Below are 24668 nucleotides of genomic sequence, written 5' to 3'. Positions count from 1 at the left end.
TGCTTTATGTACTGATATAACTTTTAAGCTTGATTGAGTAGTTACTCAACGGCGGAGATAGTAATTCTGCGATTGATTAAATGAAATCCGACCATTGTTTAAATAAGCAGATAACAGTCAATAAAGCAAAATTTGGGGTGAGTAAGCACTCGTGAACTGTGAAGAAGTCTTGTTTATTCTTGATAGGGATTCTATGAGAAGAATTTTGAGCAATGTGAAAATAAAAAGGTCCGCTATAAGTCGCGGACCTCGATTAATTAATGAGTAGCTGGATTAAACACTTAGCCAGCAGGGTGTATAATGGGTTTTAATGTTTCAGCGATTTTCGCTACATCTTCATCCATACTTCCTACAATTACCATGCTTGCATCCATTAATGGCATGACAATGCCAGACATTCCATCTTTGACAAATGCCTGAGATTCAGGGGCAGGGATATTAGTAACAAAAAGTGTCACTCGTCCATGCTCCCCTTCAAATACCATATGCATCGCATTTGAAGCACCAAAACCACAGTGGTTTAAGTAATACACGTGATAAGGGAAGTTTTGCGAAAAGTGATACGCAAAAGGTTTCATTTTCACGTTAATTTGGCTAGATGAAACATTTTCATCAATTGGGTTGATGAATGGTTTCTCAGCCGTTACATGAGCCAAGGCCGTATTTGCCAACGTTGCGTAAGCTGGCGTAACCACAAGTCCACCCCAATTGACTTGTCCTGCTAAAAGCCCAAAAGCAAAGGCTACCGATGCCGCCATAGCGAGTGCTTTTCTAGCAAACCTAGGCCTTTCCGTTTCTGCGCTTTGGTTAAACAACACACGATCGGCCAACCCATCTGGCACATCGACTTTCATTGCTTTTTCTAGTTGTGCATCTAGACCTAAAATGTCATCGACAAATTTGGCATTTGCACTGTTTTGAGAAATCGCTAATTCGATTTCGTCGTCTCTGCCCTTTGGATCTGACATAATGCGACGGCGAAATTCTAAATCATCCATTATGCACCCCCATATCCGATTGAGAATCTTCAAGCATCTCTTTGAGCTGGTTTCTGGCTCTGAACAAACGTGTCATTACCGTGTTCTTATTTAATTCCAGAATTTGCCCAATTTCTTCACCGCTGAATCCCCCTACAACTTGGAGAAACAGAGGCTCTCGATACTCGACCTCTAATTTCATAATTTGATTTTGAAGCCACTGTTGCTGGTGATGCGGGTCGTCAGAAACCTTTGCATCGTTGCCGTGGTCATCAATATCCACCAATTCTAACTGTTTTCGTTCGAAGCGACGTGCGTTTTCACGGCGTAGAATGGTAATTAGCCAAGATTTTGCTGCTTTTTCGTCTAGCAGGCTATCTATTGCCCGCCAAGCACGTAAACAGGTTTCTTGTACCAAGTCTTCCGCAACATGACTGTCTTTACACAACCAGTACGCATAGCGATATAGGTCGGTGTGATAAGCGCGCACGAGCGCTTCGTATCTTTTTTGCTTGTCCATATCAGAATTGACCGGACGCTTCTCTTTTTTCTTTCCAAAAAAATCGATAATCGACACTTGAGCCTCCGTTTGCTCTCGCTGTGTCTATGGAAGGTCAACACCCGAGAGTTCTAACTCACTGAAAGTAAGCGAACTTCTAATTAAGAGGATGGTTTGGCATAAAAAGCCGAGCTTAGAAATTTCATTTCGGATCTTTCTTAAGCGATTATCCACTAGGCAGCATTGCATAAACTACAAATAAATTGATCTAATTCAAAATCCATATATGGAATCTGGTTATAGTACGTCTTGTCATCTGGTTAACCATTCGTGGTTAACACGTTGAGCAAGATGACACTTCCTTTTGAAGGCTGACTTTACTTTCTCCTAATCAGGAAACTGATTTTTTAATTTTAGCGATACGCTATATATCGATTCATGCCACACTTTATGTGTGGTTTTTTTTATCTAAAATTCCTGATTCACAGTTTTAATGTAACGCAATCTGATTATTTATCACAGTTATTACCCCGTCTTTTCTGCACTACACTTACGATTTCTTACGTGTAACTCTCTACATTTTAGTTCTAGATCACGCTATAAAATAAAAAGCGATTCAAACATGCGTTTTAATCTGATAACATTTTTGTTACATGACAGGTCTGACCTCTTTAAGGAGATATAATGGGCATTCAGGATTTAAGGACGCGTTCCGGAGAAAGGATTGCGGTTGTTGCTGGGCTAAGAACGCCGTTCGCAAGACAAAGCACCGAGTTTTCTCAGGTACCCGCTGTAGACTTGGGTAAAATGGTCGTCAGTGAAATGCTGACACGCGCCGATATTGATCCAGCCCTAATCGATCAAGTGGTATTTGGACAGGTTGTGCAAATGCCAGAAGCGCCAAATATTGCCCGTGAAATCGTATTAGGTACAGGTATGAATATTCATACCGACGCGTACAGTGTAACGCGAGCTTGTGCGACGAGTTTTCAGTCTGCGGTGAACGTGGCAGAAAGCATTATTTCTGGTTCGATTGATATTGGTGTCGCTGGTGGCGCTGATTCCTCTTCTGTACTGCCGATCGGTGTATCCAAAAAACTGGCTGCCTCTTTACTTGCTCTGAGTAAGGCAAAAAAAGCGGGGCAGAAGCTTTCTATTATGCGCAAGCTCTCCTTCAAAGACTTGATGCCAGTGCCTCCAGCAGTAGCCGAATATTCGACAGGGCTGTCCATGGGACAAACGGCAGAGCAAATGGCAAAAACACACGGAATTACTCGCCAAGCCCAAGATGAATTAGCTCATCGCTCTCATACTTTAGCTGCGCAAGCTTGGAAAGAAGGAAAAATTCGAGACGAAGTGATGACCGCTTTTCCCGAACCTTACAAGCAATGGATCGATACCGACAATAATATTCGTCAGGACTCAACCATTGAAGGGTACGCAAAATTGCGCCCAGCGTTTGATAGGCAATATGGCAGCGTAACGGCTGCGAATGCAACACCACTGACAGACGGAGCAGCGTCGCTGCTTATTATGCGTGAAGGTCGAGCCAAAGAGCTAGGGCTCGACATCATGGGCTTCATACGCTCTTATGCATTTTCGGCCATTGACGTAAAAGAGGATATGTTGATGGGACCTTCGCATGCGACGCCAATGGCACTCGATCGTGCAGGTATTAGTTTGTCGGATCTTACACTTATTGATATGCACGAAGCCTTTGCAGCACAAACGTTGGCTAACGTGAAGATGTTCGCCAGCGATAAGTTCGCTAAAGAAATACTAGGAAGAGACAAAGCCATAGGCGAAATCGATATGGATAAATTCAACGTTCTTGGTGGTTCTATCGCTTATGGACACCCATTTGCAGCAACTGGTGCGCGAATGATTACTCAAACACTGCGTGAGCTTAAACGCCGTGGAGGGGGATTAGCGTTGAATACTGCATGTGCCGCGGGTGGTTTAGGTGCAGCGATGATTTTGGAGGTGGAATAATGGCGGGTCAAAGTGCATTTACATTATCAATAGACGATCAAAATCTCGCGTGGCTAGCCATTGATGTTCCTGGCGAGAAAATGAATACGCTTCAAGCAGAGTTTTCGGATGAAATGCAGGCGATTTTGCTTGAACTGGAAGCTAAAAAGAACGAACTCACCGGATTAGTGATTTACTCGCTTAAACCCGATAATTTTGTGGCGGGTGCTGACGTAAGAATGCTGGATGCATGCACCACTGCGGAAGAAGCAGAAGGGTTAGCCAAACAAGGGCAGCAAATGTTCGCGCGTTTGGAAGCCTTACCTTTTCCATCCGTGGCTGCCATTCACGGACCTTGTTTAGGTGGTGGTTTGGAGTTAGCGCTTGCCTGTGACTATCGAGTGTGTACGGATTCAGATAAAACCCGATTGGGGCTACCAGAAGTACAATTAGGTTTGTTGCCTGGTTCAGGTGGAACTCAGAGACTTCCTCGCTTAATAGGGCTGCTGGGTTCTTTGGACTTGATTTTGACAGGCAAACAGCTTCGTGCAAAAAAAGCGAAGAAATTGGGCGTTGTTGATGCCAGTGTGCCCCAATCCATTTTATTGGATGTCGCCAAGACATTTGCGGGTAAAAAGAAAGCTAAGCGTTCGGCGGACACGAAAGAGAAGCTTATGTCTGGCAATCGCCTTGGTCGTAAATTCATCTTTGACCAAGCAATTAAGAAGACATTAGCGAAAACCCGTGGAAACTACCCTGCTGCCGAGGCGATTCTTGAAGTCATTGCTGAAGGCTTAGAAAAAGGCGCACAAGCCGGCTTGGCGATAGAAGCCAAAAAATTTGGTGAGATGTGCATGACGACTGAGTCTAAAGCGCTTCGTTCCATCTTTTTTGCAACCACTGAGATGAAAAAAGAGAACGGCAGTGAAGCTAAACCAAGAAACATATCGAAAGTAGGTGTGTTAGGTGGTGGGCTAATGGGAGCGGGGATAAGCCACGTATCGGTTGCGAAAGCGAACGTCCCAGTTCGTGTTAAAGACGTGTCTAACGATGGCATCTTGAATGCGATCAACTACAACCACAAATTGTTTGCTAAGCAGAAGAAACGTCGAATTCTAACCAAAGCGGGTGTGCAATATAATATGTCACAGCTGACGGGGGGAACCGATTATGTTGGATACCGCGATACTGATATTGTCATTGAAGCCGTATTCGAAGACTTGGCTCTAAAACAATCGATGGTGAAAGAAATAGAGCAACACGCGAAAGATACCACCATATTTGCTACCAATACGTCGTCTCTACCTATTCACCAAATAGCGGCAGAATGTGAACGCCCTGAAAATGTGGTCGGTCTGCATTACTTCAGCCCCGCTGAAAAAATGCCACTGGTTGAGGTCATTCCTCATGAAGGTACGTCTGATGAGGTGATATCCACCGCTGTCAACTTTGCGCGTAAACAAGGCAAAACTCCCATTGTGGTTGCCGATAAAGCGGGCTTTTTTGTTAACCGAATCCTTGCGCCTTACATGAATGAAGCTGCTCATGTTTTATTGAGTGGTGAGCCGATTGAAACTCTGGACGAAGCATTGCTCAACTTTGGTTTCCCTGTTGGTCCTATTACCCTGCTGGATGAAGTGGGAGTGGATGTGGGCGCTAAAATCATGCCCATCTTAATCGAGGAGTTGGGTGCTCGATTTAAGGCACCCGATGTGTTTGATACGTTGTTAAACGACGGTCGCAAAGGGCGTAAGAGTGGAAAAGGCTTCTATACGTATAAAGGCAAGAAGAAAGAGGTGGATAAGAGTGTTTATAAGCTGCTCAAGCTTACGCCTGAATCCAAACTTCCAGAGAAAGACATCGCGCTTCGCTGTGTTCTCCCAATGCTGAATGAAGCCGTAAGGTGTTTGGACGAAGGTATTATTCGCAGTGCTCGTGACGGTGACATTGGTGCGATCTTCGGGATCGGGTTCCCACCGTTTTTGGGGGGACCTTTCCGTTATATGGACCAGATTGGTTTGAAAGAACTGGTCGCGATCATGAACGAATACGCACAGAAATACGGCGATCGTTTTGCTCCATGCGATGGTTTGTTAACCAGAGCAGGTAACGAAGAAAATTTCTATACCGCTTCTTAACAATAAGAATAAAGACGAAGTTCATAGGCCAGCGTATAGCTGGCTTATTTTTTATCTGGCACGGGTGGCATTTTGATTACTTAGTGCGCGTGACAAAAGTATGACGATCTGAAGTATTGCTTCCCAAATTTGCACTAACTGCCGAAACGAGAATATTCCCTAAGTCGCGGAGAGAGTAGACTTCTATACCCAAGTGACCTCAAAGTGCCTGAATCCTGCACCTTGAGGTCACTTGGGTATAACTTAAAGATAGATATCAGGAGTGGCTATGCTAGGTAACACAATAAATTCCGACATTTATGTCGGCAGCGTAGTTGAAACGCTTGTCAATGAAATGGCTATTGATGCGCAAGCGCTTGCAACAACGAAATTTGCGCAGTATTTGGATAAGTTTGGAGTTGATCAAAACCCGTCTTTGAAGACTCTTCAAGGAGAGGGAGTGCTGAAGGAAGGGGCGTTAACACTAAGTTCTCAGCATAAATGGATAAACGGTGAAAGCAAGTCCGTCACTGATGTTTCCGTGTATAAGTGGAATACGGATGGTCTGAAAGAAGCGTTAGTTGAGACCGATACAGATTTCATCAACGTGAAAAACTTTGTAGATGTAAATGTAAACGCCTTGTCTGATACGGGAACGACGGTGAACGTTTATGGTGCCAAGCGCGGAGACATCTCTACGGGTAACGGTAACGATGTAGTAAACGTGCATGTGCAGTCGAACGGCGCCGCTTGGAGTAACCACTTCGAGATCGATACCGGAGACGGCAATGATACGATCAGTTTTTTTGAAATAGCAGGCGGTGATTACACAGAATTTAATATCTCCGCAGGCAAAGGTAATGATGTGGTTAATGTTGCTGGGTTGTCAGAAGCGGATTGTAATACTCATCGAATTGTCCACGGAGGAGAAGGCATAGATGCGCTCTACTTAAGTGGCAACAATGCGCTGGAATTTACAGGCTTTGAAGTTGTCATTGGCGATGGTGCTTCTGACTTACACATTACCCAAGAACTTCTGGATAACAACGTAGCAGGCTCGTGGGAAGATAATCCAGACGGCAGTGCCAATGTTATGGTTTTTACCGATGTGAACCTAACGATAGATGCTGGGTTGGTTGAATATGCGAGTTATTTTTCAACGTATACTGCTGAGGATTTGACTGGTGCTATGACTCAACGGCTTGCAGACTTTGGTGTGGATTACACAGCGCAGTACACAATAGCTGAATTTTATACGGAAAGTGGCGATTACTTGATCGTTACAGATACAAATGCCAGTGACTTGATCGATTCAGTGATCGATTATGTATAACTGGATGAGATGTGTCTTGCTCTACCTAATGAGCTGACCAAGGTAAAATGAAGTGTTCGGAGCAAGTTACCGAAAACTTCATTGTTACCTTAATGAATTACCGGATTTTTTTGTATCTGGTTAAGGTGTGCCTTCAATGAGTTTTTTGTAGGCTGTTATATAAGGTTCATAGGCCTCATGTAACTCACGTCTAGGTTTGTATACTTTTTTGGGCGTACAAATATCAGAAGTAGCCTGTTCAAAGTTTTCAAATAGTCCAATCGAAACGCCTGCAGTTATTGCGGTACCCAGTGCTGTTGCCTCTTTATTATCCATTTCTACGTAGGGTAAGTTGAGGATGTCTGCCTTCATTTGATTCCAAAGTGAATTGTTAGCCATTCCACTCACGCCTCTTATCTCTTTTACTTGTTCGCCCAGATCGTTTGAAAGCTGATTGAATGTAAGGGACAAGTCATATGCCAAAGCTTCCAAAAAGGAACGATACAGATGCGCTCTTTTGTGTCCCCAATTTAAGCCGACGAAGGCGCCCGAGTTTATATGGGCATCTGGAGGGCATGCACGACCTCCGAAGTGAGGGTTACAGAGCAAACCATCGGAACCTGGAGCGATAGACTCAGCCTCTTTTGATAGGGCTTCATAGTGGCTAATTTGGTCACCATCATCACCAAACATGATATCCACAAGCCATTTCTGAGTCAGCCCCCCACCATTGATGAATACCGAAGGGTGGCAGATATTAGGCAAAGGTGACCCAAATATTTCGCCCACTTTTTCAATGCGATCATAAGATGTAAAGGGCGTCGACATCGAGAGAATGGGATAGGTGCCGGCGATATCAACAGCGACGGTGTTAGAAAACCCTCCAGCACCAACAATACTGGCTGGTGTATCACCAAGCCCTGCCAGTATCGGTGTGCCACTCGGTATAGAGGTGAGCGTAGACAGCTTACGGGTTGTATGTCCAACAATATCGGTAGACTCAGCAATGTAGGGCAGCAGATTCAGATCAATACCGAGCTTGGAAGCGATGTTTTGATCCCACTGCTGGCTAGATTTGTTTGAAAGACCTGTCATCCAGAGTAGAGACTTATCAATCGCCCACTTTTCGGGTGGAAGCTCGGCAAGGTGCCCAACGATATAGCTAGTGACTGGCACAACTTTGACTGTTTTTGCAAAGTTTTCTTTTGATTGGCTTTCCATCCATTTCATTTTGGGTGCGAGTATGGGATACCAAGTACCGGTTACCTCACGAATCTCGGTGCCGTGCTCACGTGTTATGTTTTCATAATGGGGAAGAAAACGCGTGTCTAGCGACGTGGTATAGGGAAACGTTGGGGAGCCGTATTTATCGACCCCCAATACTCCTCCCATCATCCCTGATACACCAATGACGCAGACATCTTCGGCAGAAAAAGAGCCAGTTGCAAAGAGCTGATTTATTGACGACAACACGGAATCATACATCCGGTTTATATCGTAAGTTGCTTTGCCGCTGGTGTCTGTTTCAGGTGTATAGGTTTGTTTTTGTTCGTTTAGCAGTTTCCCTTTATTGCTGAAAACAGATAAAAGCATTCCACTAGAGCCCAAATCAATGGTCAATATCAGTTTCTTAGTCATAACTACCACCTTGTTTTAAATTTGCTTGATTCATTGATTGGTATTGAGGTACTGAGGAACCAAACTCACGATTAATGGTCACTTCTTCTTGGTACGCAATGATTTCGTTATTTAGCCTTTCTGGAGACCAATTAAGCTCACTGGCAGCGAGTTTTCCAATCGCGTGAAGTTGAGACAATCCGGCATCTTTCAATTGAAAGAAGATATTAGTTCGTCTTATCAAAATGTCAGTTAGATGAACGACGTGCTCGTTGCGCGCTATATAGCGAATTTCTGCCGCAGTGAGAGGAAAGTTAGACCCGAACATTTCTTTTCTGTCTTCTTGATACGAAGCCAGCTCAAACACTTGATGTGCGTTGCTACCAAAATTGCGTTGTATCCTCGCGACATCTTGGTCTGATAAAACGTCAACACTGGGAAGAGGTAAATGAGAGAAATCTTCGCCGCCGGAAATCGGTGTAACATGACTTAAACTTTTTGTTTTGCAAAGCTTTTCTTGGTTTTCGATAAAATCAATGGTTTCTTCTGCCATGAGCCGACAAGTACTCAGCTTTCCACCAGCCAAAGTATACAACCCTGAAGAACTTTGAGTGATTAGATGACGCCGAGATACTTTACTGGCATCCGGTATCGACTCTGTTTTAACTAAGGGTCTTAATCCTGACCATGCAGAAATAATGTCTTGTTCTGTCAATTCAGCGTTGGGAAACATTTCATTTGTCGCATTCAATACATGTGTAACATCGGATTCGGTTATCGTCGGGTTATCAATATCACCCTCGTAATAGGAATCGGTCGCACCTGCAAAGACATACCCTTCATCATTTTTAGGTAATACCCAATTCATGCGACCGTTATCGCTTGCCACGTGCATGAATACACCATGGTTAACTTTGAGTCTCTTATTGCTGAACGCTAGGTGGACGCCCTTGGACGGAGACATCAATCGGTGGGCAGTAGGGTCATCGATTAAGCGGATGGAGTCGACACCTGGACCACATGCGTTGATCACGTAGGACGCCGATATTTCATAGCTTTCATTGGATATTTGATTTGTCGCTTTGACGCCGCAGACTTTGCCTTTCTTATACAGTAAATCGGTCACTTGAGTGTAGTTCATGGCAACAGCCCCAAGAGATATCGCGCTTTTTAAGGTGTCTATAGTCAATCTGGCATCATTTGTCGCTAAATCATGGAACAGCCCAGCCCCATTGAGCCCATTTGAATTTAAATGAGGTTCTTTGTCTTTCAGCTTCTTCTTATTAAAGATTCGGCTCTTCCTATTTTTAGGGTTGCCCGAGACAAAGTCGTAAAAAGAGAGCGCTATCTTTAGCTGCCAAGGGGCGTATTTGCCTTGTGAATTTGATACGAACAGAATGGGCTGGGTTTTCGCTAGGTGAGGCGCTATGTTTAACTGGGTTTCTCTTTCTTTGCAGGATTCACGAACGACCTTGAGGTCAAGCGTTTCCAAATATCGTGCTCCCCCATGTATGAGTTTCCCTGAACGACTACTCGTTCCTGAAGAGAAGTCATTCTTCTCCAACAGCGCGACGGAGTATCCCCTTAATACGGCCTCACGGGCAAGAGAGACCCCAGAAATACCTCCACCGATTATCAAAACATCATAGGCTTTAGATGCAATATTGTTATGTAATTCCATTTCCTCTCCTTGGAAAATGACGGCTCAATATAACCTTGTGTAGTTTTTTATAGCATTATGGTGTTTTTGTGTAAAGGTGGATGTTGCTTTTTGTGTTTTTAAGATGTAAAAAAACCGAATCACTATGATTCGGTTTTGCAATGTGGAGTTGAAGAGCTCCAAGTAGACTAACTAAATGACTTCAATGCCATTTTCTTCTGCCCAACGTCGATACTCCAAAGGGAAGTCATCATCAACAATAAAGGCATCGAATACCGTTAAATCTGACACTTTGCTGAAGTTAATTCTTCCCAGTTTTGAAGAGTCACACACAAGGTATTTCTTTCTTGCTTGACGAAGCATCATTTGGTTTGACGGAACTTCAGCATGTGCTGGATGTGTCCAACCCGCGTTGAGATCGATAGCGGATGCACCGAAAAAGCCTCGGTCTAAATTGATAGACGCTAATGCTTGCTCCGTAACCGTGCCAGACAGTGCGTGAGATGTGTTCCTGTAATGCCCGCCAGGGACAAATAAGTCTACAATAGGTAAACGGACGGCTTTCTCGGCAATGTTTAGCGCCAATGTCGTCACGGATAAATGCTGAACATCATCAGATAAGTAATCTAGAATCATAGGGACAGTACTACCTGCATTGAGACCTATGCTTTCGTTAGACTTAATGAGCGCTGCGGCTTTTTGAGCGATAGTTTGCTTTGTCGTTAAATGAATGTTTTGTTTTTCTTCTAACGTGATTTCACTTTCATAGGGAGAAGGCGCAATGGATTCACTTTTAAGTTTAGCGCCTCCATAGACAACCGTGACTAACCCTTGTTTTTCAAAAGTAGTGAAGTCACGACGAATCGTCGCAATGTTGACGCCAAATTGTTTAGCCAATTGCGCGTTTTTTGCTACCCCATTTTTTCGGATTATTTGTAAAATCCGACTTTGACGTTGTTCAGGCAGCATGGTTTCTTCTGAAACGTCTCCTCTACTCATAAATGTTCCTTTGAGTTTAGTGAGCTGTAGGTTGTGAAATATCATAACATCGTACTGTTCTCAAGCTTCACGCCGTGCTTATGTGCTCGCGCGCTCTATTTATTTCTTTTTTTACTTTTATGTAGCTCTATGGTTGACATTATACTACATAAAGCTACATATTGTTTGGTGTGATAAATTCAGAAAAACATAGGGAAGTGTTATGGAAGGGAAAACAATTCGTCTCAACAGAATGTTTGATAACAAAAAAGCGGTCTTCGCTGCACTAGTGAACAGTATGTATTTGGGACCACAGCCAGGCATTACGTCGGATAGCGAGTTCAGGAGAATTCTACTTGAGCTATCGAACAATGGCTTAACGGGGGCAATGCTCTCGCCAGGGTATATAAAGCAGTACTCTAGCTTACTAGGACATCGACATTCCCCCGCCGTTATTATGTCGGTTGGTTGGACGGATAAGTGGCGCAATGCCGATTTATTAGGACACGATGGCTTCAAAGGGCAGCATGACTTTATTGCAACGGCTGAGCAAGCCGCTGCCTATGGGGCTGATGCTGTGCACGATTATGTCTTTCTTGGGTCGAGTAACCCTGCCGATGATGTCGCTGAAATGAAACGTTTAGGAACGTTAGTCAGGGAATCGGAGCGCCTTGGGCTTCCTGTTTTATGTGAGCCTTTGGCTCGTGGAACAAACGTTGCAGAGGGTGAGCAAAACAGACCGGAGTTTGTTGCGCTCGCCGCCAGAATGGCCGCCGAAGCAGGGGCTGATATCGTCAAAGTCGAATATACAGGGGACCCTGTAACATTTAAGACGGTCGTCGACTCAACACCGGTTCCTACGGTGATGATGGGTGGGGCAACGCGAAGTAGTTTCTTAGACTTTCTTGTGAGTTTGGAAAGTGCGATGACGGCAGGATGTTCAGGGGTGGCTGTAGGACGAAACCTCTATTTGCACGAGCGTCCAGCCGATGCAATCCGCGCTATTACCGATGTTATTTGTAAGGGGAGAGCGGCTCAGGACGCGGCTAAAGAGTATAATTTGTAGGGCACTTTGCTTCCTCATTTATGAGGGCTTTGGCGTCTTGTGGCGCCTTTTTTGATCGTATGATTCCCTCTTTTCCAGTGCAGTGTCTCGGAAGGTGAATCCAATGATGACAACTGCCATCCCCTCAAATAAAAATCCACCCGATACAAAGGTGGATTTAATGTGATGAGCGTTTTTTCGGTTAGCGCTTCTTAACCAAGAAGCATTCGGCAAAACAGAATGTTGTTCGGGTCCAACTTTTCTTTAATTTGTTTATGGATAAAGCCGACATCCGTTTGTATATAATGAGCTGAACGTTCCGCGCCAACCCCATGGTGATGAGCCAACGTACCATTATGTTCTTTTACAATCGCCGCCATAGTATCTTGGCAGTAGCGCCAAGTTTCCATTGCTTTCGCGTCGCTACCTTCCTCAATAAAGAAAAGTGCGTACATGCATGCGCCTGTTTGATAGGCATGAGAGAAGTGTGTATAAAACTGATCTACTTTATCGTTAAACGCTTCTTCTAAAGCTAGTGCACAATCTGCAGCGTGATTCCAAGGCAATGTCACTTCGACTGTGTCAAACATCTTCCCGTTGACGACATTACGATCTTTCATCATCGTTTCGCACTGGTAACGGTTAATAAACCAAGTGTCTGAAATATCGTCTGATAGTATTGTTCCCCCAACATTAATTACTTTTTTTCTTGCTTCGATGGTGAGCGCTGAGAGAGATTCCTCCGGTGCGATAAGGGAGAAGGTTAGCAGAGCAAAATCGCCTTTCGGCACCCCTTTAGAAATCGACTCTGTTATATGGTTTGTTTCCGCGATGTTGTATGCGCGAAGTAAACCCACAGGGAACCCACCATGTACCAGTTGACGTTGTGCATCAATCGCGTCTTGGTAATCGTTAAAGGCTACTGACGTAAACGAAGTCGGCAGTTTTCTGTGAACTTCGAGAGTCACGGATGTAATAACAGCAAAACTGCCTTCCGATCCAATAAGGAGTTTAATTAAATCTAGCCCGCCGGGTGTTCTAGCACTGGGAGTAGCCGTAATGATTTCGCCAGTTGCAAGAACCGCTTCGAGACCGATAACCGCATGCTCAATACCACCATAGTAGGTAGACGATGAGCCTGTTGCTCGAGTATTAATCCAGCCTCCAACCGTTGATATAAAGAGTGATTGAGGATACTGACCCAGTTCAAAGCCCCACTGTTCCATCGTTTTGAGAAGATCACCGCCGTAGACACCAGCACCGACTGTTATTTGGTTAGTTAAACGCTCTACGGATTCGATAGCATTAAGGTTTTCCGTTGATAGATATACTTCGGGACCGCCTTCAAAACTGCCAACTACGTTAGAGTGCCCCCCTAAAACAGAAATTTGGATCTTAAGTTTGTTCGCGAGTTTAAGAATAGTAGAAACATCATTGGAATTATCTGGCTTGAAAATCAAAATGTTTGAACGTTGTTTTTTTTGTTTAAAGTACCTAGGCCAATGTTCTTCAGGGTCCAAATCCTTGGTGTTTAGAACGTCATAATCAATCTTTTCGATTTGATTCGTTTCTAAAGCATTTAGAACCTCTTCAATTGTTTTCTCCATACTTTTTTACTCCACTTCATTTATGTCCATATATGAGGGTTGTATACCCGCACCTCTAACTCATCTAGAGTCCCTGTTTTATTTTTTAGCATTATGTAGTTTTGTGTTCAAGTTCTTTTGGCTTTATTGAGTTTTAAATACTAGTCTAGCGACGGTTATCAATGCATTGTATGGTGTGTTATACCTGTTTTTCATTTATTACCAGAATTATAATCTATTTATTTGTATTTATTATGGCTATATATTTCACTTGTTATCGATATGTTGGATTTGTAATTCTTTTTTCACTTCTTGTGCGATTTGAACTTGTAAAACGACATTATGCTAATTATTGTGGTGTTTATATGTTGGGTTGTGTGGTTTGGTGTTTAGTTAGTGCACTTCCATATAGCTAAATCAAGGAAGACGATGTTCAAGGAGAACTGAAATGAGGTTTACAAGAGAAAAAGAAAGTCTATTCAAGCGAGGGGTAAAGAGAGCAGCAGTCTCTGTTCTTACGGCTTGTATCGCATTTTCGACGGTTGCAGCAGAGAAAGAAGCCAACGGTTTTGTAGGTGATCCCGAAGAAACTTACTACATGAATGTTTTCGTATCAGGGGTTGAATATTGGTTCCCCGTATATGAAATGATGAAACAAGCAGGGAAAAAGCTGGGCGTGAAAACCGTTTACACCGGGACGCCAGAATATGATGTAAACAAACAGCTCGCGTCTTTTGAGCAAATCCTTGCGCGCAAACCAGCTGGGATTCTGCTCGCACCGATTAATCCAGACCCTTTCGTTGAGCCTATTAAGCGAGCCAGAGAAATGGGCATTCCGGTTGTAACTTTTGGTGCCGACTCTCCAAATAGCGAACGTACTGCTTATGTTACTTCAGATAATGAACGTGAAGGGATCTATGCAGCGGATGCGATTGCTGAAGATATGGGAGGAAAAGGTGAGTATGCCGTTTTAGAAAACCCTGGGCAAGATAATCACGATAAACGTGTAGCTGCATTTATTGGTCGAATGGAAGAAAAGTGGCCTGGCATGAAACTCGTTACGCGCGCCGCAAGTAATCAAGATCCAACCAAAGCTTACAACGCCTTGCTAACGATGTCTCAAGCACACCCAAATCTTGGTGCTGTATTTATGCCAGAAGCGAATTCGGCAATGGGGGCAGCGCAAGCAGCAAAAGAGCTAGGAAAAGGCATTCGAGTCTTTAATTGCGATATCAATGCAAAAGTTTTAGACATGATCAAAAACGAAGAAATCTTCGGTGCTCTTAACCCGAACCAGGGGGTTCAAGGGTTTATGGGAATGACATTGCTCTTCTTAGCGAAACACTCTGAGCTCATCGATCCGATGAATGACCATGTAGCCAAAGGCATCAACCCAATGCAAGTGCCTTATGTCGACAATGGATTCTCTATTGTAACAAAAGAAAATGCAGAACATTTTTATTGGGATACGTACATGAAGCGAAGAGAGTCCAAGGGTGTAAGAGACTAGCTCGCGTCAGCTTAAGAGGAAAGGGGGCGGAGCGGCGTGCTCCCTTATTCCAACCTTTGGCTTACGACAATAATAAAGACGAAGATCTATCTGTTTGCTGTAGGAGAGTTGTTGTGGATGGAAATGAAGTCCTAGAATTGAAAAATATCACCAAGAGATTCGGACCAACCGTAGCTTTATCAAACGTTAACTTTTCGTTAGCTAAGGGCGAAGTTCATGCGTTGTGCGGTGAGAATGGCGCTGGCAAGTCCACGTTAATGAAAGTGATCAATGGCATCTATCAACCTGATAGTGGGACCATTCTAGTAAAAAACAAAAGCGTTCATATTGATAGCCCACGAAAAGCCAAAGCGTTAGGCGTGAATTTCGTTCATCAAGAAATTGCACTCTGCCCTGACGTCACGGTGGCTGAGAATGTATTCATGTGTGGTGCTGAAAAAGGTGAAAAGTGGCGAATTAATTATTCAGAAATAAATAAAAAAACGCTCGATATCTTATCACAATTGATGCCCATTCAACCCGACATTAAAGTAAAAGATCTGGGTATATCGACACAACAAATCATTGAAATCGCTAAAGCACTCACAGAAGAGTGTGATGTTTTAATTTTAGATGAGCCTACCGCAGCACTGACTGAAAAAGAATCGGAAGCACTATCTAATATTATTCTGGATTTAAAAAATCGTGGTGTAAGTATTATCTACATTAGTCATAGAATGGCTGAAGTATTCGATTTTTGTGATCGAGTGACTGTATTAAGAGATGGAGAATACATTTGTACTAAGGAAATTAAAAATACCTCACCAGAAGATATCGTAAATAATATGGTAGGAAGGAAAATAAATGATCTCTACCCACCTAAAAGTAATGAAATCAAATCAAATGACACACCCATTCTGTCGGTAGAAAACCTTTGTGATAAAGAGCGGTTCAATAATGTTAGCTTTCAGCTTTATGAAGGTGAAATATTAGGAGTGGCAGGGCTGATTGGTTCGGGGCGCAGTGAGCTTATACAAACCTTATGTGGCTTGCGCCCTAAACAGTCAGCGAATATAACATTGGAAGGGAAAAAGACTCAGTTTAAATCTTATGATGACAGCTTGAATAACAAAGTAGTTTATTTGTCTGAAGACCGTAAGCAAGAAGGTGTGTTTCTCGATATGTCTATTCGAGAAAATATCTCTGTTTTGGGGCTCAATAATTTAAGAAAGAGTTTCGGAAGAATAGATAAACAAAAAGAAATAAAACAAGCTGAATTACTATCAAAAGTACTTACCGTAAAATATAGAGATATTGAGCAGCTGACAAGAGAACTCAGCGGTGGCAACCAGCAAAAAATTGCCATTGCTCGAATGTTAGCAATAGAACCGAAAATAATTATTATGGATGAGCCAACAAGAGGAATTGATGTTGGCGCAAAACATGAAATTCACGCATTACTTCGAAAACTAGCCAATCAAGGCGTCGGTATTATTATTATTTCTTCTGAATTGCCAGAAATAATCGGAGTGAGTGACCGAGTCATAGTTATGTATGAGAATTGTATATCGGGTGAATTAAATAGTGACGACGTTACAGAAGAAAATATCATTCGGTTGGCATCTGGATTAAATATTGAAAGTGAGGTGAAAGTCGGATGATGGTATTAAAATTTGACGGCTTTAACCGCAAGGATTGAATCAGGATAAAAATATGAAAACGGAATTTGTAAATAACTCAGGAATGACTGAGAAAGTAGAACATAAAGGATTACTTCCACTGATCTCAAGGTTTGCTGGGGCGCGTGAAGCAGCACTGGTTGCCATTATCGTTATTCTATTCGTGGTGATGAGTTTTGCTTCTCCTTACTTCCTCACATGGGCGAACATGCGTGCCATGCTTCTTTCTTTTTCAACGGAAGGCTTGGTCGTTGTCGGAATGACCATACTGCTTATCGTTGGCGGGTTCGACTTATCTGTCGGTGCCGTGATGTGCTTATCTATGGTGATAGCCGGTAAGCTTTTCCTCTTAGGCATGGACCCATGGGTTGCGAGTTTGGTTGCGATTGCAGCCTGTGCTGGCATCGGGAGCATTATGGGTGTTTGTGTGACAAAGGTAGGATTGAGCCACTTTATGACGACTCTCGCCTTTTTGGGGATAGCACGAGGGTTGTGCTTTGTTATCACTGAAGGGTCCCCTTTGTCGCTGTATAGCCTACCGCCAGAGTTCAAGTTTATTGGTCAAGGAGATGTGTTTGGTTTGCCATTTTCGGTGATCATATTCATCGCGGTTATATTTTTATCCGACTACATGCTTAGAAACCTATTGATGTTCCGACGTGTTTATTACACCGGAAGTAATGAAAAAGCAGCATTGTATTCTGGTATTCGAACTGACCGAATCAAATTTTGGACGACCGTATTGTGCTCCTCAATGGCAGGTCTTGCGGGCATTATCTTTATGTCTAAATTTGGTGGCGCGACGCCAACATTCGGTGTGGGGCTTGAATTAAACGTTATCGCTGCCGCTGTTATAGGTGGGGCAAGTTTGAACGGTGGTGCAGGAACGATTTTTGGCGCTATTTTGGGTATCGCGCTTCTTTCTATTGTGTCTTCGTCTCTTATTTTGCTCAACGTTCCCGTGTACTGGCAGGAGCTGATTAGAGGATTGATTTTATTATCAGCGATTGCGATTGACCACGTCATTCAATCTAAAAAATAAGGAGCCCGTGATGCAGTACAGGAAAATTGGTCGTTCAGACATCTCTGCTTCCGCGGTTGTCCTTGGTACCTGGGGGATTGGTGGCGGTTCTATATGGGGGAAAGAAGCGGATGAAAAGGAGCTGATTAATACGATTCATGCTGCGTTGTCTTCAGGGATCAACTTTATTGACACGGCTCCAGGTTATGGATTTGGTGAGTCAGAAAGGATTATTGGAAAAGCCATTAGAAAGCGTCGAGATGACGTTGTCGTGGCAACAAAATGTGGTTTGGTATGGGATTGGGAAGGAACCGAGCACTTTTCTACCGATGGGCAAACACTAAGGCGTAACTTGTCGCCACAGAGTATTCGTCTCGAAGTAGAAGAAAGCTTAAAGCGTTTGCAAATCGATTACATCGACCTTTATCAAGTGCATTGGCCGTCTCTATCACCTCATCACACGCCAATTTCAGAGACACTTGAATGCCTGATTGAGTTAAAGAGAGAAGGAAAAATACGGGCAATTGGGGTGAGTAATCTATCCGAAGAAGAAACATTGGCGTATTGCGAAGGCAATCATATTGATACGAATCAGATTCGCTACAGCATGCTTTGGGAGAAAGAAGCGAGAGCTACCGTAAACCAAAACCAGCGCTTGGGAGTCTCCATAATGGCGTATCAGGCGATGGAGCAAGGATTGCTTTCTGGAAAAGTGACGATGGACACCCAATTTGATGCCAATGATATTCGCAATGTAGACGCTTGGAACCCTTGGTTCGTCAAGGAAAAGCGCGCGCAAGTGTTACAGCAAATGGAAGCATGGAAACCGTTGCTAGATAAGTACAGTTGCACCATGGCACAGCTTATTGTCGCTGCTACTAGTCAGGTATCGGGAATTGATTTTGTGTTGTGTGGCGCGCGATCGGTTGGGCATGCCGAGCAAAATGCGAAGGCAGGATCGCTGAATATTGATAAGGAAGATGCAAATACCATGTTGTCACAATTGAATGCATTGAGTTGAAATTTCGAAGGGGCACTTTAACTGGTTGTATTTACGAAAATAGTAAAAAACTATTGTAAGAACACGTGTCCCTAAAAGTTTCAATTCACCAAATTTAAGACGTCTTGGCTGGGTAAATGTCGCACATAGATTCGAAACACTTGGTTGGAGTGTTCAATTAAATATATGTGTATTTTAGTTTTAGACACAAGGACGCAGTCATGAAAACACAGGGACATTTAAAGCGTTTACTTATAGCTACAAAGCACGTTCAAAAAGGTGCAGTCGCAGCTTTGTCATCCTTTTTTATCTTAAACCCGGTCCAGGCTAATGGACCGGGTTTAGGCAATCCAAATTTTTCATCTAATGATGTCTATACACATGTATCGCCGTTAATTGATGATACGACGGGGTTTATCCCACCTGATTATCCTGGTCGGGCTCATTATGGGCTCAATATGTTAACGATGGTCAATGGATATGCGGTTGGCGTATTTGCGCCAGATCATGGTCAAAATCCAGGAGGGTGGATTGCCCTTGATGTTTCTGACCCAATAAATCCCGTGAAGGTTAAACAAGTTTACGAGCCTGATGGTACAAATATTCATCGCACAGGTGACGCGATTCGAACTCGAGATTTTACAGAGGCTCATTCTTTAGGTTTGTCTGAAGGCCACCTTATCGTCACTCACAATTCCCGTAGCATTGAAATCTGGGATTGGTCAGATGTAAATAATCCTGTGCGGCGCTCGAAGTTAACATTCCCAGATATCATATTAGGCGGATACAGCAATATACCTTGGAATGTTTTCTGGCAGGCTCCTTACCTTTATGTCGCTCGAGGTACTTCGGGTATCTCCATTGTGGATACAACGGATGTCGATAATCCAACGTTGGTAAAAACCATCCCGCGTTCGGAACTGGGTGGTTTTGTTGTTGGCTCTGTATTGGCGTTAGGTAATGAACTGCATTTGGCGAGCCGTGAAGACCGAGGTGGTTTTTCAATTCTTAATATTGATGATCCACTTAACCCAGAATTAAAAAAGGTCGTGAACAATCTTCCTTATAACTTCTACATCAGTTGTTGGGATGGAAAATACGCGAATTTTGGACCTCGATCTTCCGCGAATAATTTAGTGACGTACGATACCACGACTACGCCAATGGCCTTGGTTAATGAACATGAAGGTGAATACGTTAATCTGTATTGTAACGGGCAAGACAATAAATTGTTTCTTGGGAACCAAGAAGATGTTGCTGTCATTGATGTTTCAGACAAACAGAATTTTGTCGATTTAGGTAAAGGTAGTTTAAATGCGAGCGGAAGTGACACGGATCATGGTCAAGTTTTCCCTTTTGGTAACATGGTGTGGGTAGGGAATGATCACGGGAGCGGAAGCGGATTTTTGGCTCACAGCGAGGGAAGGGATTTAACGCCACCTCAAATTATTAGAACGTTACCAGCACACGACGACACCAATGTATCTCCCACTACTCGTATTGGGCTAGCGCTTTCAGACAGCGTTTTGATGGACTCTGTGACTGATTTAACCTTTCAAGTTATTCCGGCAGGCTCTGTGACACCTATTGATGGCACGTACAGCGTCAATTTGGGTTTTGTGCATTTTTCGCCAAGCGCACCGCTGGGAGGGAATCAAATCTATCAAGTCGTTGTAAATGGCATTAAAGACTTTACTGGCAATGCTATGCCTGAAGTTCGCTATAGTTTCTCCACAGGTAATGTGGCATCGCACAATGTGTCTGTTTCTTTTCCTAATACTGTCGAAGTAGGTAGTTACGTAAATGCGACTGCCAATGCCAGTCCGATTTTTGGAGGCACCCTAGAATATTCGTGGAATTTGGGCGACGGAACCCCTCCGACTCCATTCAGTTCAAGCAACACAATTTCTCATCAGTATGATAAAGCCGGGCATTGGTCTCCAATTGTCACTGTGCGGGAAAGTGGTTTTACTTCGAGCGAAAGTGAAAGTTTAACGGTTCATTACCCCATATCAGCAAATCCCCCGAGTCATTCATCGACCATTGTGGGGTCTGCAAATCGGGTTTTCGTCGTGAATCCTGATAACGATACCGTATCCGCGGTTTCGGCTGTTGCGCCTTTTCAAAAACTCTGGGAAAGAGCGGTAATGCAAGGGCCAAAATCGCTCGCTACTGCGCCAAATGGCAATATATGGGTCGTAAGTGAAAAGAGCGACACGATTCATGTTTTGTCGGCTTCTAATGGCTCCGTCGTAGACATCATAAGATTGAACCGCGGTGCTCGCCCTAATGGAATAGCGTTTACGCCGGATGGGACGAGTGCGTTAGTTTCTCTCTATGGCTTAGGGGAGCTCATTAAAATTGATCCGAATACTCGAAATGTTATTGGTCGAATTGATATCGGTCACTCGGCTCGTGGCATTGCGATAACGTCTGATTCAAATAAGGCTCTGGTTACTCGATTTATATCTCTTCAAGAGAAGGCTGACGTCGCCGAAATTGATGTCAATTCGATGACTTTGGTTCAGAACATCTCGTTAAACAAAGATACCTCGACGATTGATGGACCCGACCGTAGCCGCGGAATTGCCAACTATCTTAACAGCGTAACAATATCACCAGACGAGAAATACGCTTGGCTTCCATCTAACAAGGCGAACGTAGACAGAGGGACATTTAAGGAGTCCGACCCAAATAAAGGGTTAACGTTCGAAACCACAGTACGAGCAATCGTTTCCCAAATTGACATGGCGACGCTGAATGAGGTGCCAGCTAGACAACTTGATATCGACAATAACGCACAACCAAAGGCAGCTGTTTTCAGCCCGCTGGGTGATTATTCTTATGTTGCAATGGAAGGGCGAAGCAACATAGAAGTATTGGATGCATACACGGGAGACGTGGTATCTCAGCTGGGTGGTTATGGTCTCGCACCGAATGGTTTGGTGAGAGTAGGCAATTATCTTTTTGTTCATAACTTCTTGTCTCGTTCGGTTTCAGTTTGGGATGTGAACGCGTTGGAGACTATCCAAGGTGATGCGCGACACATTGCGGAAGTTGATGTGGTTGCGACAGAGAAATTGTCACCGAGGACCTTAGCAGGTAAACAACTATTCCACGATGCAGCGAACCCACGCATGAATAAGGATGGGTACCTGTCATGTGCAAGTTGCCATGCGGATGGCGGATCGGATGGTAGAAACTGGGATTTCACTGATCGAGGGGAAGGCGTTCGTAATACTATTCCGTTGACGGGGCGAGCAGGGATGAACCATGGCAATGTTCATTGGACCGCTAACTTTGATGAAATTCAGGACTTTGAGAACGATATTCGCTTTGCATTTGAAGGGCGTGGGTTTATTCCTGATGCATTATTTGAGGACGTTAAGAACCCTCTAGGTCTCGCCAAATCTGGTATCAGTACCGACTTAGATAACTTAGCGATTTATGTTTCAAGCTTAACGACATTTAATAAAAGCCCCTATCGAAACGCCGATGGAACTCTTACTGCAAGTGCACAGACTGGGCGCTCTCTCTTCGTAAGCAAAAGCTGTGGTACCTGCCACTTTGGGAGCAACTTTACAGACAATAAACGCCATGATGTGGGCACCATTGATGCTTCTTCGGGTACAGGAATAGGAACATCACTAAACGGCGTTGGGTTTGATACACCAACACTTCTTGGGTTGGTGGATTCAGCTCCCTATTTTCATAACGGTAAAGCGGAAAGTTTAGGTGATGTATTACAAAGTACGGGTGTGCATTACATTGGGAACCAAACGGAACGAAACCATCTGATCTCGTATTTGTTAGAACTAGAATACGAAGGGTTAACCGTTGTTCCTTCAAGCAGTGAAGATTTTGAATATGGCAGTGATTTGCCCATTAAGTCTTCGAGTAATGGATGGGGACCAATTGAAATTGATCAAAGTGTCGGAGGTCAGGGAAGTAATGATGGAGGCACGTTAAGTATTGGTGGCGTGTCATTTGATAAAGGGTTTGGTACTCACGCTAACTCGGAAATTGTCTTAGATATATCCGGTAAACCTTATGATCAGTTTAGTAGCTTCATCGGTATAGATGGCGGCGCAGGTTCGTCAGGTTCTGCGATATTTGAAGTCTGGGTTGATGGTGATCTTAAGTATAGAAGTACTGTCTTAAGAGGCGGTGATCCTATTGAGTTTGTCGTGGTTCCTCTTTCTGTTACAGCAGAAGAAATAAAGCTGATCGCAACGGATGCTGGTGATGGCATAGGGTTTGATCATACTAATTGGGCTGATGTGAAACTGCGTTTGAATACCCCTTCGTATGTTTTCGCGTCTGATTTAAATGAGGAAAGTGCCACAAATGGGTGGGGTCCCCTAGAGAAAGACATGAGTGTCGGTTGGACAGAACTTGGAGATGGAGATGTTTTGTCCGTTGGCGGAACTCGCTATGCCAGAGGGCTTGGAGCTCATGCGAACTCATCGATTGTGTATGACATTTCAGAATACGATTTTGAAGAGTTCAGCGCTGTTATTGGTATCGATGATAAGGCTGGTAATCGAGGCAGCGTCGTCTATAAAGTGTTCGTTGATGGCGTATTGAGCTATGAAAGCGGCGTGGTTAGAGGGAGTGATGATGGCATTCGAATCAGCGTACCTCTTTATGATTTGAATAATGAAGTGCGCCTTGAAGCAACAGATGCCGGTGATGGTAACGGATATGACCACGCTAACTGGGCTGATGCTAAGTTTCGAGTTCGACAGGTAAGGCATGTTTATGCCGGTGACCTTCAAGCGACGGAGTCAATAAACGGTTGGGGACCTGTAGAAAAGGACATGAATGTTGGCCAGCAAGCGCTGGGAGATGGTCAGCCTATGTACATCGACGGTGAGTACTTTGCCAAAGGGTTGGGAGCACACGCAAACTCCCGAATAACCTACGATCTTACCAGCCAGCCTTTTAGCGCATTTTCCGCAACGGTCGGTGTTGATGATGGAACGGGTAATGCTGGATCTGTTGTGTTTAAGGTGCTTGTGGATGGGAATGTTAGGTTTGATAGTGGACTCGTGAGAGGAAGTGACGAAAGCCTTGAGGTATTTGTTCCAATTGGCGACCAAGATACAAATATAGAGCTTATAGTGGAAGATGGTGGCGATGGAAATGGCTACGACTGGGCGGATTGGGGTAATGCCAAGTTTGTTCTTAGTGACCGAACTTACAGTTACGCAAGTGATTTAGCTGAAGTGTCTTCTACTAATGGCTGGGGGCCGATAGAAAAAGACATGAATGTAGGTCAGCAAGCGCAAGGAGATGGTCAACCAATATCCGTGGGAGGAGTACAATATCCAAAAGGGCTTGGGCTACATGCTGACTCTGAAGTGGTTTACAGCCTGACGGGTACAAACTTTGATAGATTCAGTGCGGTCGTAGGCGTGGATGATGGGACTGGCACGGGAGGCTCTGTTATTTTCCAAGTGTTTGTCGATGATGAATTGCGCTATCAAAGTGCAATTCTTACTGGCGGAAGCGTGCCTGAGAACGTCGACATCCCGATTAGCCCTGAAAGCAGTGTCATCCGTTTAGTTTCCGGTTCGGGAGGTGATGGCATTGGTTATGATTGGGCGGATTGGGCCGATGCGAAATTCCGTCATGCGCAGTAAAGCCAACAAGAGTACTCGTCTGATTTACATGCTTGGTAGGTGAATTTTGGTAATTAGACGATTTTGGGACCG

The 24668-nt window shown here is 43.9% G+C and carries 15 protein-coding genes; 9 read left to right on the top strand and 6 right to left on the bottom strand.

Features of this window, described 5'->3' with window-relative positions; all coding sequences use genetic code 11:
- Positions 1-281 precede the first annotated feature (281 nt).
- Together LDO37_RS13005 and LDO37_RS13000 are read right to left on the bottom strand one after the other, a co-directional pair.
- Positions 282-998 (bottom strand): DUF3379 domain-containing protein, encoded by a 717-nt coding sequence (locus tag LDO37_RS13005; protein ID WP_126608677.1) that lies wholly within the window; start codon positions 996-998, stop codon positions 282-284.
- The gene (locus LDO37_RS13000) at positions 991-1554 is read right to left on the bottom strand and encodes a sigma-70 family RNA polymerase sigma factor (protein WP_101112731.1); all 564 of its coding nucleotides are present in this window, start codon (positions 1552-1554) and stop codon (positions 991-993) included. Before LDO37_RS13000 ends, LDO37_RS13005 begins: the two co-directional genes overlap by 8 nt.
- A 606-nt stretch (positions 1555-2160) precedes the next feature.
- Here LDO37_RS13000 and fadI point away from each other — a divergent pair.
- The 3 genes from fadI to LDO37_RS12985 all read left to right on the top strand — a co-directional run bounded on the left by fadI (position 2161) and on the right by LDO37_RS12985 (position 6897).
- Positions 2161-3468, top strand: a complete 1308-nt coding sequence (fadI, locus tag LDO37_RS12995) for an acetyl-CoA C-acyltransferase FadI (protein ID WP_126608678.1) — start codon at positions 2161-2163, stop codon at positions 3466-3468.
- A complete protein-coding gene (gene fadJ, locus LDO37_RS12990; RefSeq protein ID WP_126608679.1) occupies positions 3468-5585 on the top strand; it encodes a fatty acid oxidation complex subunit alpha FadJ in 2118 nt (705 codons plus the stop codon). The genes fadI and fadJ overlap by 1 nt, the downstream gene beginning before the upstream one ends.
- Positions 5586-5853: 268 nt before the next feature.
- Entirely contained in the window at positions 5854-6897 is a 1044-nt protein-coding gene (locus LDO37_RS12985; protein WP_126608680.1) for a hypothetical protein, read from the top strand.
- Between the two features lie 120 nt (positions 6898-7017).
- On the opposite strand, the gene LDO37_RS12980 is transcribed toward LDO37_RS12985, so the two are convergent.
- The 3 genes from LDO37_RS12980 to LDO37_RS12970 all read right to left on the bottom strand — a co-directional run bounded on the left by LDO37_RS12980 (position 7018) and on the right by LDO37_RS12970 (position 11152).
- Positions 7018-8514 (bottom strand): FGGY-family carbohydrate kinase, encoded by a 1497-nt coding sequence (locus LDO37_RS12980; protein ID WP_126608681.1) that lies wholly within the window; start codon positions 8512-8514, stop codon positions 7018-7020.
- Positions 8507-10174 carry a glycerol-3-phosphate dehydrogenase/oxidase gene (locus tag LDO37_RS12975; protein ID WP_126608682.1) on the bottom strand — a complete coding sequence of 556 codons (1668 nt, stop codon included), beginning with the start codon at positions 10172-10174 and terminating at the stop codon, positions 8507-8509. The genes LDO37_RS12980 and LDO37_RS12975 overlap by 8 nt, the downstream gene beginning before the upstream one ends.
- A gap of 171 nt (positions 10175-10345) precedes the next feature.
- Positions 10346-11152 carry a DeoR/GlpR family DNA-binding transcription regulator gene (locus tag LDO37_RS12970; RefSeq protein ID WP_185829867.1) on the bottom strand — a complete coding sequence of 269 codons (807 nt, stop codon included), beginning with the start codon at positions 11150-11152 and terminating at the stop codon, positions 10346-10348.
- A 202-nt stretch (positions 11153-11354) separates the two neighbouring features.
- Between LDO37_RS12970 and LDO37_RS12965 the strand changes: the two genes are divergently transcribed.
- Positions 11355-12197, top strand: a complete 843-nt coding sequence (locus LDO37_RS12965; RefSeq protein WP_126608684.1) for a class I fructose-bisphosphate aldolase — start codon at positions 11355-11357, stop codon at positions 12195-12197.
- Positions 12198-12388: 191 nt separating this feature from the next.
- Here the strand turns inward: LDO37_RS12965 and LDO37_RS12960 are convergent, their stop codons facing one another.
- Entirely contained in the window at positions 12389-13783 is a 1395-nt protein-coding gene (locus LDO37_RS12960; RefSeq protein WP_126608685.1) for an FAD-binding oxidoreductase, read from the bottom strand.
- Positions 13784-14210: 427 nt separating this feature from the next.
- On the opposite strand from LDO37_RS12960, the gene LDO37_RS12955 reads away from it, so the two are divergent.
- The 5 genes from LDO37_RS12955 (at position 14211) to LDO37_RS12935 (ending at position 24596) form a co-directional block, all read left to right on the top strand.
- Entirely contained in the window at positions 14211-15272 is a 1062-nt protein-coding gene (locus tag LDO37_RS12955; protein WP_126608686.1) for a substrate-binding domain-containing protein, read from the top strand.
- A gap of 113 nt (positions 15273-15385) precedes the next feature.
- Positions 15386-16912 carry a sugar ABC transporter ATP-binding protein gene (locus LDO37_RS12950; RefSeq protein WP_126608687.1) on the top strand — a complete coding sequence of 509 codons (1527 nt, stop codon included), beginning with the start codon at positions 15386-15388 and terminating at the stop codon, positions 16910-16912.
- Positions 16913-16964: 52 nt separating this feature from the next.
- Positions 16965-17972: an ABC transporter permease gene (locus LDO37_RS12945; protein WP_126608688.1), complete on the top strand. Its 1008-nt coding sequence runs from the start codon at positions 16965-16967 to the stop codon at positions 17970-17972.
- A 10-nt stretch (positions 17973-17982) separates the two neighbouring features.
- On the top strand, positions 17983-18972 hold the full coding sequence (locus tag LDO37_RS12940) for an aldo/keto reductase (protein ID WP_126608689.1): 990 nt from the start codon (positions 17983-17985) through the stop codon (positions 18970-18972).
- Between the two features lie 200 nt (positions 18973-19172).
- Entirely contained in the window at positions 19173-24596 is a 5424-nt protein-coding gene (locus tag LDO37_RS12935) for an NPCBM/NEW2 domain-containing protein (protein WP_126608690.1), read from the top strand.
- The last annotated feature ends 72 nt before the right edge of the window (positions 24597-24668 follow it).

The sequence above is a fragment of the Vibrio penaeicida genome (assembly GCF_019977755.1).
Taxonomy (GTDB): domain Bacteria; phylum Pseudomonadota; class Gammaproteobacteria; order Enterobacterales; family Vibrionaceae; genus Vibrio; species Vibrio penaeicida.
The sequence above is the reverse complement of the archived record's forward strand: the minus strand, read 5'-3'. Positions and strand labels throughout refer to the sequence as shown.

Excerpts from the sequence above, each read along its gene's own strand:
- LDO37_RS13005 (WP_126608677.1), bottom strand. The coding sequence starts at position 998 with ATGGATGATTTAGAATTTCGCCGTCGCATTATGTCAGATCCAAAGGGC.
- fadI (WP_126608678.1), top strand. The coding sequence starts at position 2,161 with ATGGGCATTCAGGATTTAAGGACGCGTTCCGGAGAAAGGATTGCGGTT.
- fadJ (WP_126608679.1), top strand. The coding sequence starts at position 3,468 with ATGGCGGGTCAAAGTGCATTTACATTATCAATAGACGATCAAAATCTC.
- LDO37_RS12985 (WP_126608680.1), top strand. The coding sequence starts at position 5,854 with ATGCTAGGTAACACAATAAATTCCGACATTTATGTCGGCAGCGTAGTT.
- LDO37_RS12980 (WP_126608681.1), bottom strand. The coding sequence starts at position 8,514 with ATGACTAAGAAACTGATATTGACCATTGATTTGGGCTCTAGTGGAATG.
- LDO37_RS12975 (WP_126608682.1), bottom strand. The coding sequence starts at position 10,174 with ATGGAATTACATAACAATATTGCATCTAAAGCCTATGATGTTTTGATA.
- LDO37_RS12970 (WP_185829867.1), bottom strand. The coding sequence starts at position 11,152 with ATGAGTAGAGGAGACGTTTCAGAAGAAACCATGCTGCCTGAACAACGT.
- LDO37_RS12965 (WP_126608684.1), top strand. The coding sequence starts at position 11,355 with ATGGAAGGGAAAACAATTCGTCTCAACAGAATGTTTGATAACAAAAAA.
- LDO37_RS12960 (WP_126608685.1), bottom strand. The coding sequence starts at position 13,783 with ATGGAGAAAACAATTGAAGAGGTTCTAAATGCTTTAGAAACGAATCAA.
- LDO37_RS12955 (WP_126608686.1), top strand. The coding sequence starts at position 14,211 with ATGAGGTTTACAAGAGAAAAAGAAAGTCTATTCAAGCGAGGGGTAAAG.
- LDO37_RS12945 (WP_126608688.1), top strand. The coding sequence starts at position 16,965 with ATGAAAACGGAATTTGTAAATAACTCAGGAATGACTGAGAAAGTAGAA.
- LDO37_RS12940 (WP_126608689.1), top strand. The coding sequence starts at position 17,983 with ATGCAGTACAGGAAAATTGGTCGTTCAGACATCTCTGCTTCCGCGGTT.
- LDO37_RS12935 (WP_126608690.1), top strand. The coding sequence starts at position 19,173 with ATGAAAACACAGGGACATTTAAAGCGTTTACTTATAGCTACAAAGCAC.